The organism is Sulfurospirillum oryzae (genome assembly GCF_025770725.1).
GTDB classification, from domain to species: Bacteria; Campylobacterota; Campylobacteria; order Campylobacterales; family Sulfurospirillaceae; genus Sulfurospirillum; species Sulfurospirillum oryzae.
Window position 1 is genome coordinate 759,130 of record NZ_JANZKZ010000001.1, and the last position, 13,970, is coordinate 773,099.

Genomic DNA, 13,970 nt, shown 5'->3' on the forward strand with positions numbered 1-13,970 from the left:
GTTGCTACATGTAAGGATTTGATGGCATATCAAATCCTTCATTGATTTGTAATATAAAACTACTTTTTTGTGATATTTTTTTCATCAATCCCTCCTTTAGTCCTATTTATGTCCTAATGTTCATAATAAAATTAATGCTATTATGTGTTACAATTGAGTAACAATAAGCTTTAAAGGAGGGGAAAATGAAAATATCGACACGGATTTTAATCTCACTGATTCTTTCATTACTGGTTTTGGGCGCTTGTTTAATTGGCATTTCATATACCAATACTAAAAATAATGCACATGTATTTGTGAATGATTATGAGAAAAGTGCTTATAGTTTTTATGCCAGTGAACTTAAAACAATAATGGAACTGATGCAACAGACTGCTCAGACAATTTATAAAGCAGAAAAAGCCAAAGGAACCTCTGATGAAAAGATCAAGGAAATCATTCTGTCACAATTTGACGCATTGCGTTTCTTTGATGATAAAAGTGGTTATATCTTTGTCTATGACCCCGATGGGACAAACGTCTTACTTCCAACTAATAAATCCCTACAAGGTAAAAATCTAACCCATCTTAAAGACACTAACGGTGTCTTTTTTGTGAAAGAGATGCTCGAAATTGCTAAAAAAGGTGGCGGACTTATCCAATACTTCTTCCCAAAAGTCAAAGATGGCCAACCTTTCTTAAAATATGCCTATGCTGTACCTTTTGAGCCTTATAATTGGATGATGGGAACGGGTATTTATGTGGATAATGTTGAAGCCGAAGTGGGAAAACTTAAAAATCAAATAAGTGATAATGTTGCCTCTCAAATTCGCTCTTTCCTCCTTATCTCCATTGTGCTTATGATTCTTAGCATTGTAACGACAATGTTTATTATTAAAAAAACCATTTCCAACCCCTTGGGTGATCTTATTCACCGTGCCGATAATCTCTCTAGTGGCGATGGTGACCTCACACGTAAGCTTGAAGTGATTGGTAATGATGAGATTGCACTTGCTAGTATGAGCATTAACCGTTTTATTGAAAAAGTACGTATTCTCATCAGCGAAGCAAAAAACCTCTCTAATGAGAACTCTTCTATTTCGCATGAACTCTCTTCCACCTCTTTAGAAGTAGGTCGAGCTGTGGAAACATCTATGCAAATAGTAGGAAATACCACACATAAAGCGACCTCGCTTAAAGCGGAGATGAATACCAATATGGGTGAAGCCAAAGCAGGTAAAGAAGAGCTTATAAAAGCCAATGGGTATCTCAAAGACGCTAACAACGCCATTTTAGCTCTTACCAATGATATTCAAAGCAGTGCTGCAACCGAAATAGAACTTGCAGGAAAAATTCAACAACTCAGTCATGATGCGGAGCAGGTTAAAGAAGTTTTAGTTGTCATTGGTGACATTGCCGATCAAACCAATTTACTTGCTCTTAATGCCGCCATTGAAGCAGCACGCGCTGGGGAACATGGACGAGGATTTGCGGTTGTTGCTGATGAAGTAAGAAAACTAGCAGAACGTACCCAAAAAAGTTTACAAGAGATCAATGCCACCATCAATGTTATTGTTCAAGCCATTGTGGATAGCAGCGATCAGATGACCGCTAACTCTAAGAAAGTAGAGTCTTTAGCAACCACAGCGAGTGATGTTGAAACAAAGATCAACAACATGTTCCATGTTATGGGTAATGCCACTAAAGTTTCCGATAAGACAACCGAAAATTATCTTAAAACGGGTACCGACATTGAGTCTATGATAGATGATGTAGCACAAATCAATGACATCTCATCTCAAAATGCCAGAAGTGTTGAAGAGATCGCTAGTGCGGCTGAACATCTGAGTCGTATGACCGAAACACTCAACCTCAAACTCTCTGAGTTTAGAACTTGATGAGTTGCTACAGATGAGTGCTGAATTTTCCATTGTCTCAACAGCCATTTTGTTGATGTTTGTCATCGACCCTTTTGGCGCAGTTCCTGTTATTCTCTCCATCCTAAAAGATGTGGATATTTCACGAAGAAGGGTCATCATTCTTCGTGAGATGATTTTTGGACTTGGCATCTTGATGCTCTTCCTCTTTGGAGGAGAGCTTTTTTTAAGCATCTTTCACCTTGAAACAGAGTCCGTGCGTATCGCAGGGGCGGTGATTTTCTTTGTGATTGGCATTAAGATGATTTTTCCAGGAGTTGAAGGCAGTAGCGGACTTTATGGCTCTTCAAAAGAGCCTTTTATGGTTCCCATCGCTATGCCTCTCATCGCTGGACCTTCGACACTTGCAACACTTTTAGTCCTTGGGAAATCACACACGCAAGAACTTGGAGGCGTATTTGCCGCGCTCATTTTAGCATGGCTTATCTCAGCGCTCATCATGTACCTCTCCCCCCTTCTTTATAAACTGCTTCGCGAGAAAGGGCTCTCAGCGTTGGAGCGTCTAATGGGAATGCTTCTTTTGATGATGTCCGTACAGATGTTCATCGATGGCATACGAGGGCTTATGCATACCTTTTAGCTTTACATGTAAAAGCTAGCTATCAAACGAATTTTGATCTTCCTATACCAATATTAGGGCAAGATATTTATTTCTGAAGTATTAACTTTTCAGTGTATGTTTTTTCTTTGATTTGCTTGAGTTGTTCAAGATTTTTTTCAACTTCTTCGATTTGTTTATCAAGCATCAATCCCGCATTAATCAACTTAATAAGTTCAGGTTTATTTTTTTCCCAATTCCTTAATGTTGTAGGATCAACCTGTAATTTATCAGCGAGTTCTTTGCGTGTCATATTGAATAATTCCTCTTTTTTTATATTTTTAATTAAATATTCACTTTTATGTTGCTTTTTTAATATTTATTTGTTATACTGCTGCAATGAATAATTTATTATTTATTATAAATAACATGAATTATTCATTATAAATCCAATAATGATCTAAAGGATCGTCTATTCTGTTTTAACATAAAAATAGTTCAACATACAAAAAATGAATTTATTTGATACTCAATTATATCCTACATTTTTTAGTGAAACCAAAAAATAAATCATTTATATATATTTATTATAACTCTTAGCATTGTAAATATTTCAAGGAGTATTGATGAAAATTTCAACCACAATTCTTATGGCTTTAACTCTCTCACTGATCATGCTAGGCGCTTGTATTATTGGTCTTTCTTACATAAATACAAAAAAAAATACCGAAACCTTTTTGCATGAATATGGGAAAAGTGCTTACTCATTTCATGCAAATGAACTTAAAAACATTATGGACATGATGCAACAAACTGCCCATGCAATCTATAAAGCTGAAAAAGCCAAGGGTACCTCAGACGACAAGATCAAGGAAGCAATCTTAGAAAAATTTGACACATTACGCTTTTTTGATGATAAAAGTGGTTATCTCTTTGTCTATAAATCAGATGGAGTTGCTGTTTTAATGCCAACCAATAAAATGCTTGAAGGTAAGAACTTGATTGATCTTAAAGATAGTAATGGTGTGATGATCATTAAAGAGTTGATTGAAGTAGCTAAAAACGGTGGAGGGCTTGTCAAATACAACTTCCCAAAAGTCAAAGATGGTAAGCCACTTCCAAAATTCTCTTATGCAGTACCTTTTGAGCCTTATAACTGGACTATAGGTACGGGTATCTATGTCGATACTGTACAAGAGAATATTGCGAGTATTCAAAAACAGACTGATACAAACGTCAAAGAGCAAATTCAATATTTTCTGTTTATTTCAACTATCTTAATTGCTCTTAGCATCGGACTAACTATGTTCTTTATTAAAAAAATGGTATCGGCCCCTATTAACAATCTCATTCAAAGAGCCGATAACCTTTCCAGTGGCGATGGCGATCTTACCCGAAAACTTGAAGTCATAGGCAATGATGAGATAGCCATTGCCAGCCGTAGCATTAATCGCTTTATTGAAAAAGTACGTGTTTTAATCAGTGAGGCTAAAAACCTCTCCAATGAAAACTCATCCATTGCGCATGAACTCTCCTCAACTTCCTTACAAGTGGGTCGTGCCGTGGAAACATCTATGCAAATTGTGAGCAATACTACCCATAAAGCAACGTCACTCAAAACAGAGATGAGTTATGGTATTGATGAAGCAAAAGATGCCAAAGAAGAGTTACTTAAAGCCAATAACTTTTTAAAAGAAGCGAATAGCGCTATTCTTACGCTTACTCATGAAATTCAAGAGAGTGCCACCACAGAAATTGAACTTGCCCATAAAATTCAACAATTAAGTACTGATGCTGAACAAGTTAAAGAAATATTAGTCGTAATCGGAGATATTGCCGATCAAACCAATTTGCTTGCTCTTAATGCGGCTATTGAAGCTGCAAGGGCTGGTGAACATGGTCGAGGCTTTGCGGTTGTTGCTGATGAAGTAAGAAAATTAGCAGAACGTACCCAAAAAAGTTTACAAGAGATCAATGCCACCATCAATGTTATTGTTCAAGCCATTGTAGATAGTAGCGATACAATGACAATAAACTCCAAAAAAGTGGAGTCTTTAGCAGTTACAGCAAATGAGGTAGAGACAAAAATCAATACTTTACTTAATGTTATGGACACAGCAACAAATGTCTCAGATAAAACAGTTGAAAATTATCTTCATACAGGAAATAATATTAGCTTAATGATTGGCGATATTTCTCAAATCAATGATATTTCAAGTGAAAATGCTAGAAGTGTAGAAGAGATCGCTGGCGCTGCTGAACATCTCAATAAAATGACCGAAATGCTTAATCTCAAACTCTCTGAGTTTAAAACCTGATGAATCTTTACATGTAAAGGATTTGGCTACTTTACCAAATCCTGATACTCGTGTTTAAAGTGCTGAACTTTAGGCGAGACCACAAACATACAATAGCCATGACTTGGGTTATTTTTGAAATAATCTTGATGGTACGCTTCAGCTTTATAAAATGTCTCTAAAGGCTTCACTTCTGTCACAATCGGTTTGGTAAATTTGTTTGAAAACTCTTTGATTGAAGTCTCAGCTTTTTCTTTTTGCGCTTCATTATGGTAAAAAATGACAGAGCGGTACTGCGTTCCTACATCATTTCCTTGACGATTAAGCGTAGTTGGGTCATGAATAAGCCAAAAGATTTTGAGCAACGCTTCATACGAAATAATGGTTGGATCAAAGGTGATTTGCACCACTTCAGCATGACCTGTTGTACCGCTACAAACCTGCTCGTATGTGGGGTTTGTGCTCGCACCCCCTGCGTAACCGCTTACCGCATCTAAAACGCCGCGTGTCTCTTCAAAAACAGCCTCCAAACACCAAAAACATCCACCACCTAGTGTTGCAACTTCTTTTGTCATAGGATTCTCCTTCGCATCAAGATAACTGCTAAGTATCAAAAGAATAAAATTTAAAAAAAGTGTTTTTTTCATACTCAACTCCTTTATTAGATGATTATAACATGCGTATATAAAACCCATTCTATGCCGTTTAGAGTAATCTATTTATGTTATAATAAACAAAAAAATAGGGTGTACGCAATGAAAAGAGAACCCTCACTGCATGTAACTCAAAATGAAGATCATTTTAGTGTTGCATTGCGGGGTGTTTGGGTCAAAGAATCGATTCAAAAACTCGAACTTGCATTAAAGACACTTACATGTAAACCTAAAGCTTTCTATACCTTTGATCTCTCGGGGATTAAAGATTTTGACACGCATGGAATTATGCTAATTTTGCACCATGTGAAACAGCTCGAAGCAATGCAGTGCAATGTTTCGACCATTGGGGCTAACGAATCCTTATCAAAACTTTTTAACATCTGCGAAATGCACTATCCAAAAGAAAAAGCTCCTGAGTCTAAAGAAATTTTTATTCTTTCTTTCCTTGAAAATGTGGGAAGAGATGTCTTTGAGGGCTATAAAACACTTTCTTGTTTTTTTGCTTTTACGGGAGAGCTTGCTCATTTTTCGCTTGCTGCATTTCTCAAGCCCCATACGATTCGTCTCAAAGCAATGTTTTACCATGTTGAGCAAAGCGGTGCTGGAGCTATTCCTATTATTTTACTCACTTCTTTTTTGATCGGTATTGTCATCGCATACCAAGGTGCAACCCAGCTTGAAAAATTTGGTGCCAATATTTTTATTGTCGAAATGGTTACCATCTCCGCCGTACGTGAGCTAGCGCCTTTGCTAGCAGCGATTGTTATAGCAGGACGAAGTGCCTCTGCTTACACGGCACAAATTGGTGTCATGAAGATCACTGATGAAGTAGATGCTATGAGTTCTATGGGATTTTCACCCTGGAATTTTCTAGTACTCCCCCGCCTTTTTGCACTTATTATCTCATTGCCTCTTTTAGTCTTCTTTGCTGACATTGTCTCTGTTTTTGGGGGTATGGTCATTGCTGCAACCAAACTTGATGTGAGCTTTGTTGAATTTATTGACCGTATCAAACAAACCGTTGCACTAAAGCATCTTGTGATTGGACTCATTAAAGCGCCTATTTTTGGTTGTATTATCGCAACTATTGGTTGTTTTCGTGGTTTTCAGATCGATAGCAGCACGGAGAGTGTTGGAAAATACACCACTATCAGCGTTGTAAATGCTATTTTTTGGGTTATTGCGATGGATGCCATTATCTCAGTCTTATTGACGGAGCTTGGGCTATGAAAAACCACGTTATTATTGAAGCTAGAAATATTGTCACCCGTTTTGGTAAACATGTTATACACGACGGGGTTAGTTTTAAAATTCACAAAGGCGAAATTTTTGGACTTTTAGGCGGTAGTGGTAGTGGCAAAACAACATTACTTCGCGAAATGATCATGCTCCAAAGAACCAGTGATGGACAGATGCTTGTCTTAGGCACCAATGTGATGACATCTTCTCAAAAGATATCCCAAAAATTGAGGCAGAAATGGGGTGTTCTTTTCCAATTTGGTGCTCTTTTTACCTCTTTGACTATTCTTGAAAATATCACCATTGCGATGAAAGAGTATACCAATCTTCCCGATTGGCTTATTGTTGAGTCAGCGTTAATGAAACTCTCTATGGTAGGTCTCCCTCCTAAAGTCGCTTCCATGTACCCCTCTGAATTGAGTGGCGGTATGAAAAAAAGAGCTGGTCTTGCACGTGCACTTGCACTTGATCCCAAATTACTTTTTTTAGATGAGCCAACTTCTGGACTTGATCCACAAAGTGCGAGAGCCTTTGATGCGCTTATTGTTACTTTGCGCGATACTCTGGGTATCACTGTTGTTATGGTGACCCACGATAAAGATACCATTGCCAATGTATTAGATCGTTTTGTCATTTTAGGCAATAAAAAAGTAATGTTCGAAGGCAATATGGAGCTTTTAAAGCAAACAACGAATGAAGAGTTGAAAAAATTTTTAAATTGAGGCTGAAATGGAAAATAGGTTAAGTTATATTTTGGTAGGTGCATTTATTTTTGTGCTACTTATTGGAGGTGTGCTTTCGATTCTTTGGCTGGGAAACTACTCCGATAAAGGAACTTTCAAATTTTACAAAGTAGCTACCAAAGAGTCTGTTTCTGGGCTCAATGATAAAGCCCCCGTAAAGCTTCGTGGTGTCCAAATCGGTGAAGTGCGTAGTATTACCATCAATCCTGATAATGGTGAAGAAGTTTTAGTTACCATACGTGTTCAAGATAATGCTCCTATTAAAGAAGATACCTATGCCATCATCGAAGCACAGGGAATTACTGGTCTTAGTTTTATTCAGCTTCAAGGCGGAACCAACGAGGCAAAAGATCTTAAAACAAGCAACAAAGCAGAAGAATATGGGCTTATTTATTCACGCCCATCCACTTTTTCAAGACTCGATAAAACCATCACCTCGTTGAGTGCAAAAGCAGAGATGATTTTCGAGAGAGCTGAAAATATCATGAGTGCGAAAAATGTTAGAAACCTTGAAATTATCATCGAAAATAGTGCCAAAATAGCAGAATCCACAAATAAAACAATGGCTAATCTTGAAGCACAAAACAAAGAGATCAATCAATTGCTTAAAGAAGCAACAGCGGCGGCTACGGGTGTTAAAGAGATGTCGCATTCTTTTACCTCGGCTATCGACAATACAGGCATTGATACGATGAATAAAGTACGAGAAGCCGCTCAAAATGTGACAACCGTTATGGGAGGGCTCAATCAAAAGATCGAAAAAGGCTCTTTCGATATTGATATTTTGGTGAAAGAGAACTTAATGCCTCTTCAACAAACACTTCAAGAATTACATGTATTGGTAAATGAAACGAAAGATTTAGTCAGTAACCTCAAAGATAGCCCAAGTGATCTTCTTTTTAAAGAAGAGACCATCAAACCAGCACCTAATGAACGCTAAAGGAAAAAAGATGAAACACATTATCCTCGCCATTTTGACACTTTTACTACTAAGCGGTTGCGGCGTTAAAGAAACCTCTTTAAAACCCTACAACTACACACTAGAGCCAATGCTCAAATTGGAGTCTTTTACAGTACACAACAACGATGTGCTTAAAGTTGCCTACATTGACGCGCCTAGTGGCTTAAACACGCGCTCTATTGTTTATAAAAAAGATGGTGCAATGCAACCTTATAAATATGGCACATGGAGTGAAACACCTCCTTTGAAACTGCAATACCTTATCACGGAAGCATTGCAAGATCAACACCACTTTGAATCTGTCATTTCAGGCACTTCTATGGCAGCCAATAATTTGGTGTTAGAGCCTGTGCTTCAAAATTTTGAAGAGGTATTTCGAGAAGATGGAACATCCTATGTACATGTTAACCTTCGTTTTCGCCTTATTGAAATCAAAACAGGAGAAGTGTTAGGAAGCATTAAACTCTCATCGAAAAAAGATGTCACCAATACCAATGGGGCAGCAGGATGCGTTGAAGCCTTTAATCTTGCAACAGCCGATGTTATCAAAAGCCTCTCTATTTGGATCAATGGGGTTCGCAAGTAGCAATGAAAAAAATATTCTTTGTCTGTTTGATAACGCTTGGCTTTTTGTTTGCTAAAACAGATTTTAGCGAAATGAGCACGGAAGAGCTTGTAGCCCTTATTGGCTATATTGATCCGCCCAAAGAAGAGCGTTTTTATGAAGAACTTGACAAGCGTGTAGTGACCATGAGCGAAGAGCAAAAAGCACTTTATGAAGACGATAAGAAAAGAAGAGACAATGCCAAAGAGTAAACTTCTTCTTTTGGAAGATGACACCAATCTGAGCGAAACAGTATGTGAGTTTCTAGAGTCCAAAGGTTATCATGTCACACCTGTATATGATGGAGAAGCGGCAGAAGAGCTCATTTATGAGCATCAATTTGATCTTTTTTTAATGGATGTCAATGTTCCTTCTTTAAACGGATTTACGCTTCTCTCCAGAGTCCGTAAGGAGGGAAACACGACTCCAGCGATCTTTTTGACTTCACTGAATGCCATCGAAGATTTGGAGCATGGCTATGAGAGTGGTTGTGATGATTATTTACGCAAACCGTTTGCCCTTAAAGAGCTTCTTTTTCGTATTGAAACCATTTTGAAACGTGAGTTTTTTCATACTCAAACCCCTAAAATACGTATTGATGAAGGTATAGAATATGACTCACTGGGTAACCAGTTGTTAGTGCACAACAAAGCGGTACAACTTCAAAATAAAGAGGCAAAGCTACTTAAACTTTTTTTACAAAAGAAAAATGAAATTATTAGTCATGAAATGATTATGGTACATTTATGGGAGTATGACGAACAAGGCAGTGACGATACCCTTCGCACTTACATTAAAAATCTTCGTAAAATTATGGGGAAGGAACGCATTGTTAGCATTAAAAAATTGGGATATAAATTTACGCTCGCGTGAGAAAAAAACACTTCGGTCGTTTCTGTTTCTCTACGCCTTTTTAACACTGCTGATTTTAGCCTTTGTGGCATTTTTGTACTATGGGCTAGAGCGTGATTTGATGCTTCAAAATCAAAGAGAAGCACTCTCAAATCTCACCAACGAGCAAATCGCACGCCTAAAATCTTTACATGTAAACTTTGAAAAAGAACGGACATACCCTAGAGATGAGCGTTTTAATTCTGCCATTTATGACAGTAGCCTCAAACAAATCTTCTCAACACTCAGCACGACTAAAGTCAATCTCTATGAAGATATATACCTCAAAAAAAATCATATTTATTTTATTAAAGAGCTAGAGTCCTATTATTTGGGGGCTCGTTACATCGTTATTGAAGTTGATGCTCCTCCTTCTTGGGATAAAAAAGTTTTTCGAAAACTTTTAGTTTATGGCGCTATCATTTTTGGTATTTTAGTTGTTATCGGTTATTTTTTACTAGGTCTCCTCCTTCGCCCAATGAGAGATACTATTAATCTTCTAGATCGCTTTATCAAAGACACAACGCATGAACTTAACACGCCTGTAAATGCCATTCTTACCAATATTGAAATGATCGATCTTGCAACGCTGGATGAAAGCTTGGCAAAAAAAATCAAACGTATTACCATCGCATCTAAAACAATTTCTAATCTCTATGATGATCTCACCTATCTCGTCCTCTCACATCATATCATCTCTCACGATGAAGAAGTTGATCTTAAAGTTCTCATTGAAGAGAGATTGGAGTACTTTTCACTTCTGATTGAGTCCAAAAAAATTACCTTAACGTCTGCACTTGAAGAAAATATTTTTTTGATGATAGACCGAAAGAAAATCGCCAAATTGATCGATAACATTCTCTCAAACGCTATCAAGTACAATAAAATAGGTGGAACGATTCATGTGCTTTTAACGCCTGAGCAGATTGAAATCAGTGATAGTGGCAGAGGCATTGAAACCAAGAAAATCAACCAAGTTTTTGAGCGTTATGTAAGATTTGACCGCAGTGTTGGAGGTTTTGGGATAGGACTTAGTATTGTTGCAGCCATTGCCAAAGAATATGGCTTACATGTAAAGATTGACTCCAAACTAAGTGAAGGAACAACAGTGAGGATTTCATGGTAAAAAAATGGCTTATTTTAATGACCTTAGTCTCTTGTTTGTGTGCAAAAACGGGCGTATATGAAAAACATTGTATTCCTTGCCATGAAGATATGGCGGTTAAGATTGACAAATTTTTCTACCGTTATTTACTCAAATACAGCAGTGAAATGGATGTTAAGAATGCCATGAGTAAGTATCTTAAAAATCCAAAAGCAGAAAATTCTATTTTAGTGGATGGGCTTCTGAACCGTTTTGGTGTAAAGAAAAAAACAACATTGAGCGATGCGGAACTGAAAGAAGCACTTGATACCTATTGGGAGCAATACAAAGTTTTTGATAAATTAAAATAATTACTTTTTTATTTCACAATAAATTCACTTTTAATCTATATAATTATCCTATCATTTACATAAGGAGTTACGATGAAAAAGGTATTGTTTTTAGCAAGTCTTGTATGTGCTACTTCTATTTTTGCTGCGGATGGAGAGACTCTCTTTAAAACCTGTGCAACTTGTCACGGAGCAAAAGCAGAAAAAGCGGCACTTAACAAATCACAAATCATTGCTGGTTGGGATGCTGCAAAAATTACAGCAGCACTTGAAGGTTACAAAGCAGGTACTTATGGTGGTCCATTGAAAGGTACCATGACAGCTCAAGTCAAAAATCTTAGTGCTGATGATGTTAAAGCTCTCGCTCAATATATCTCAACAATCAAATAGTCTTATGTTACGGGGAGAGTCACTCTCCCCCTTTTCTTTACAAAAACAGAACCTATCTACAATTGAGGCATCCCATTTCGCTTAGCCTTGTGACGCCTGCTTTTTGACCTCTTTTCTTTTTACATGTAAAATAAATTCCGTGTAGCCATTGGGCTGCTTTTTTCCTTTAAAGACAAGATCCAATGCGGCTCGAAAAGCGATACTCTTCTCAAAATGAGGTGACATCGGACGATAATGTTTATCGTGATTATTTTGTTTATCTACCACAACCGCCATCTTTTCAAACGCATTTTTCACCTCTTCATGTGTTACGATGCCATGATGTAACCAGTTTGCAAGGTGTTGACTTGAAATTCTCAGCGTTGCTCTATCTTCCATAAGCTCCACATTGTTAATATCAGGCACTTTAGAACACCCTATTCCTTGATCTACCCAACGTACGACATATCCTAAAATGCTCTGTATATTGTTTTCAATCTCTTGCGTAATCTCTTCTTTGCTTAATGAGCCATGTAATATTGGAGGTGTCAAAATGGCATCAAGACTCGCCTGAGGACGCTTTGCAATCTCTTGGAGTACCTTTTGAACATCAATGTAATGATAATGCAATGCATGCAGTGTAGCCGCTGTTGGTGATGGCACCCAAGCTGTTGTTGCACCCGCTTTTGGATGCGCAATTTTAAGCTCAACCATCTTTTTCATCAAATCAGGCATCGTCCACATCCCTTTGCCAATTTGAGCTTTATCTTTAAATCCCATACTCAAGCCAACATCAACATTGTGATCTTCGTAGGCTTTCAACCAAGCCTCTTTTTTCATTGACTCTTTGGGCACAACAGCACCTAATTCCATACAGGAATGAATCTCATCTCCCGTTCGATCTAAAAAGCCTGTATTAATAAAAAAGACCCGCTCTTTTGCTTGTGAAATCGCTGCTTCAAGATTAATCGTTGTACGTCTCTCTTCGTCCATAAGCCCCATTTTAATCGTATATCGTGGTAATGCTAAGACATCCTCGACGCGCCCAAAAAGAGTGTTGATAAAAGCTATCTCTTCAGGACCATGGCATTTTGGTTTGACAATATAGACACTTCCGTTGACGCTATTGCGAATACCCTCTGTTTTTTGGAGATCGTGCATGGCACAAAGTGTTGTAACAAAAGCATCTAAAAACCCCTCTGGAATCGCTTCATCTTTACATGTAACAGCATCTGTGTACATGTGTATACCCACATTCCGGATCAATAAAAGCACGCGTCCTTTTAAGGTAATCCTTTCGCCCTTTCGTGAGGTAAATGTTTTATCAGGGTTTAGTTTTCGATGAATCGTTTTGCCTTTATTCTCAAAAGTAGCAGATAAATCACCCCTCATCAATCCATTCCAATTTCGATAAATGGCTATTTTATCTTCTGCATCCACTGCCGCTACAGAATCTTCACAATCTTGTATGGCACTGAGTGCTGATTCGATAATAACGTCTTTAAGACCTGAGGGATGGCTCTTTCCTATAAGGCTTTGTTTATCGATTTGAATCTCTACATGCAAACCGTTGTTTTTGAGCAAAAGAGAGCTTATTTCATTCTCATGAAAGTTATACCCTGCAAACTTCTCAGGCTGTAGTAATACCACCGTTTCACGATTGGCGAGGATGGCATAAAGTTTGTGATCTTGAATCGTAAAGCCATGAACATCTGCGTATGAGTGTTCTTGAAGTGGTGCGACCTGATCTAAAAAAGCAAAAGCGAGCTCAAATACTTTCGCCCCGCGTGCTGGATTGTACTGCTCTTTTTTTTCATAAGGCGCTACCTCATCTATCATATCTGTCCCGTAAAACACATCAAACAGACTGCCCCATCTTGCATTTGCCGCATTGAGCGCGTAACGGGCATTATCGGCTGGAACGACCAGTTGTGGGGCTGCTACCTCTGAAATTTCAGGATCTACATGTAACGTTCCAATAGTCTCTGTTTGAGGTACTTCTACCAAATAACCTATTTGTTTGAGAAAATGTTGATGTTCTTCGGGTGTAAAAGATGTTGTCCGGTGGGCTAAATACCAAGCATCAAGTTTCTCTTGAAAAGCATCACGCTTGTCCAAAAGCATTTTATTAATCGGTGCAAGTTCATGAAGTGTTTTTTCAAATCCATTCCAAAAATGCTCAACACTTATGCCTGTTTGAGGTATTGCCTCTTTAGAGATAAAATCATACAAAGCGGCATTAATTTTAAGTGATCCATAGCTGATTGTTTGTGACATGCGAAAGCTCCTTTTGAATTTTGTTAGACTTTTTAAATATATTAT

The 13,970-nt window shown here is 37.8% G+C and carries 15 protein-coding genes; 12 read left to right on the plus strand and 3 right to left on the minus strand.

Annotation, left to right across the window (positions count from 1 at the left end; all coding sequences use genetic code 11):
• Positions 1–185: 185 nt before the first annotated feature.
• Together N0B29_RS03735 and N0B29_RS03740 are read left to right on the plus strand one after the other, a co-directional pair.
• Positions 186–1,877: a methyl-accepting chemotaxis protein gene (locus N0B29_RS03735; protein WP_263832340.1), complete on the plus strand. Its 1,692-nt coding sequence runs from the start codon at positions 186–188 to the stop codon at positions 1,875–1,877.
• A 13-nt stretch (positions 1,878–1,890) separates the two neighbouring features.
• Positions 1,891–2,496, plus strand: coding sequence for a MarC family protein (locus tag N0B29_RS03740; protein ID WP_263832341.1), 606 nt, complete (start codon positions 1,891–1,893; stop codon positions 2,494–2,496).
• Positions 2,497–2,563: 67 nt separating this feature from the next.
• Here N0B29_RS03740 and N0B29_RS03745 read toward each other — a convergent pair whose 3' ends face one another.
• Complete coding sequence (locus N0B29_RS03745; RefSeq protein WP_263832342.1) at positions 2,564–2,767, minus strand: MerR family transcriptional regulator; 204 nt, start codon at positions 2,765–2,767, stop codon at positions 2,564–2,566.
• A gap of 313 nt (positions 2,768–3,080) precedes the next feature.
• Here N0B29_RS03745 and N0B29_RS03750 point away from each other — a divergent pair, with 313 nt between their 5' ends.
• A complete protein-coding gene (locus N0B29_RS03750; protein WP_263832343.1) occupies positions 3,081–4,772 on the plus strand; it encodes a methyl-accepting chemotaxis protein in 1,692 nt (563 codons plus the stop codon).
• 26 nt (positions 4,773–4,798) lie between these two features.
• On the opposite strand, the gene msrA is transcribed toward N0B29_RS03750, so the two are convergent.
• A complete protein-coding gene (gene msrA, locus N0B29_RS03755) occupies positions 4,799–5,326 on the minus strand; it encodes a peptide-methionine (S)-S-oxide reductase MsrA (RefSeq protein WP_263832499.1) in 528 nt (175 codons plus the stop codon).
• Between the two features lie 180 nt (positions 5,327–5,506).
• On the opposite strand from msrA, the gene N0B29_RS03760 reads away from it, so the two are divergent.
• The 9 genes from N0B29_RS03760 to N0B29_RS03800 all read left to right on the plus strand — a co-directional run bounded on the left by N0B29_RS03760 (position 5,507) and on the right by N0B29_RS03800 (position 11,669).
• Positions 5,507–6,637, plus strand: coding sequence for an ABC transporter permease (locus N0B29_RS03760; RefSeq protein ID WP_263832344.1), 1,131 nt, complete (start codon positions 5,507–5,509; stop codon positions 6,635–6,637).
• Positions 6,634–7,368 (plus strand): ABC transporter ATP-binding protein, encoded by a 735-nt coding sequence (locus N0B29_RS03765; protein ID WP_263832345.1) that lies wholly within the window; start codon positions 6,634–6,636, stop codon positions 7,366–7,368. Before N0B29_RS03760 ends, N0B29_RS03765 begins: the two co-directional genes overlap by 4 nt.
• Before the next feature lie 7 nt (positions 7,369–7,375).
• Positions 7,376–8,329: an MlaD family protein gene (locus N0B29_RS03770; RefSeq protein WP_263832346.1), complete on the plus strand. Its 954-nt coding sequence runs from the start codon at positions 7,376–7,378 to the stop codon at positions 8,327–8,329.
• A gap of 10 nt (positions 8,330–8,339) precedes the next feature.
• Positions 8,340–8,936, plus strand: coding sequence for an ABC-type transport auxiliary lipoprotein family protein (locus N0B29_RS03775; protein ID WP_263832347.1), 597 nt, complete (start codon positions 8,340–8,342; stop codon positions 8,934–8,936).
• Between the two features lie 2 nt (positions 8,937–8,938).
• Positions 8,939–9,166 (plus strand): DUF1104 domain-containing protein, encoded by a 228-nt coding sequence (locus tag N0B29_RS03780; RefSeq protein ID WP_263832348.1) that lies wholly within the window; start codon positions 8,939–8,941, stop codon positions 9,164–9,166.
• The gene (locus N0B29_RS03785; RefSeq protein ID WP_263832349.1) at positions 9,126–9,827 is read left to right on the plus strand and encodes a response regulator transcription factor; all 702 of its coding nucleotides are present in this window, start codon (positions 9,126–9,128) and stop codon (positions 9,825–9,827) included. The genes N0B29_RS03780 and N0B29_RS03785 overlap by 41 nt, the downstream gene beginning before the upstream one ends.
• Positions 9,784–10,971, plus strand: a complete 1,188-nt coding sequence (locus N0B29_RS03790; RefSeq protein ID WP_263832350.1) for a sensor histidine kinase — start codon at positions 9,784–9,786, stop codon at positions 10,969–10,971. The genes N0B29_RS03785 and N0B29_RS03790 overlap by 44 nt, the downstream gene beginning before the upstream one ends.
• Positions 10,965–11,300, plus strand: a complete 336-nt coding sequence (locus tag N0B29_RS03795) for a hypothetical protein (protein ID WP_263832351.1) — start codon at positions 10,965–10,967, stop codon at positions 11,298–11,300. Before N0B29_RS03790 ends, N0B29_RS03795 begins: the two co-directional genes overlap by 7 nt.
• 72 nt (positions 11,301–11,372) lie before the next feature.
• The gene (locus tag N0B29_RS03800) at positions 11,373–11,669 is read left to right on the plus strand and encodes a c-type cytochrome (protein ID WP_263832352.1); all 297 of its coding nucleotides are present in this window, start codon (positions 11,373–11,375) and stop codon (positions 11,667–11,669) included.
• Positions 11,670–11,750: 81 nt separating this feature from the next.
• Here the strand turns inward: N0B29_RS03800 and N0B29_RS03805 are convergent, their stop codons facing one another.
• A complete protein-coding gene (locus N0B29_RS03805; RefSeq protein WP_263832353.1) occupies positions 11,751–13,925 on the minus strand; it encodes a malate synthase G in 2,175 nt (724 codons plus the stop codon).
• Positions 13,926–13,970 lie beyond the last annotated feature (45 nt).

Excerpts from the sequence above, each read along its gene's own strand:
- N0B29_RS03805 (WP_263832353.1), bottom strand. The coding sequence starts at position 13,925 with ATGTCACAAACAATCAGCTATGGATCACTTAAAATTAATGCCGCTTTG.
- N0B29_RS03800 (WP_263832352.1), top strand. The coding sequence starts at position 11,373 with ATGAAAAAGGTATTGTTTTTAGCAAGTCTTGTATGTGCTACTTCTATT.
- N0B29_RS03785 (WP_263832349.1), top strand. The coding sequence starts at position 9,126 with ATGAAGACGATAAGAAAAGAAGAGACAATGCCAAAGAGTAAACTTCTT.
- N0B29_RS03780 (WP_263832348.1), top strand. The coding sequence starts at position 8,939 with ATGAAAAAAATATTCTTTGTCTGTTTGATAACGCTTGGCTTTTTGTTT.
- N0B29_RS03795 (WP_263832351.1), top strand. The coding sequence starts at position 10,965 with ATGGTAAAAAAATGGCTTATTTTAATGACCTTAGTCTCTTGTTTGTGT.
- N0B29_RS03775 (WP_263832347.1), top strand. The coding sequence starts at position 8,340 with ATGAAACACATTATCCTCGCCATTTTGACACTTTTACTACTAAGCGGT.
- N0B29_RS03745 (WP_263832342.1), bottom strand. The coding sequence starts at position 2,767 with ATGACACGCAAAGAACTCGCTGATAAATTACAGGTTGATCCTACAACA.
- N0B29_RS03740 (WP_263832341.1), top strand. The coding sequence starts at position 1,891 with ATGAGTGCTGAATTTTCCATTGTCTCAACAGCCATTTTGTTGATGTTT.
- N0B29_RS03765 (WP_263832345.1), top strand. The coding sequence starts at position 6,634 with ATGAAAAACCACGTTATTATTGAAGCTAGAAATATTGTCACCCGTTTT.
- N0B29_RS03735 (WP_263832340.1), top strand. The coding sequence starts at position 186 with ATGAAAATATCGACACGGATTTTAATCTCACTGATTCTTTCATTACTG.
- msrA (WP_263832499.1), bottom strand. The coding sequence starts at position 5,326 with ATGACAAAAGAAGTTGCAACACTAGGTGGTGGATGTTTTTGGTGTTTG.
- N0B29_RS03760 (WP_263832344.1), top strand. The coding sequence starts at position 5,507 with ATGAAAAGAGAACCCTCACTGCATGTAACTCAAAATGAAGATCATTTT.
- N0B29_RS03770 (WP_263832346.1), top strand. The coding sequence starts at position 7,376 with ATGGAAAATAGGTTAAGTTATATTTTGGTAGGTGCATTTATTTTTGTG.
- N0B29_RS03750 (WP_263832343.1), top strand. The coding sequence starts at position 3,081 with ATGAAAATTTCAACCACAATTCTTATGGCTTTAACTCTCTCACTGATC.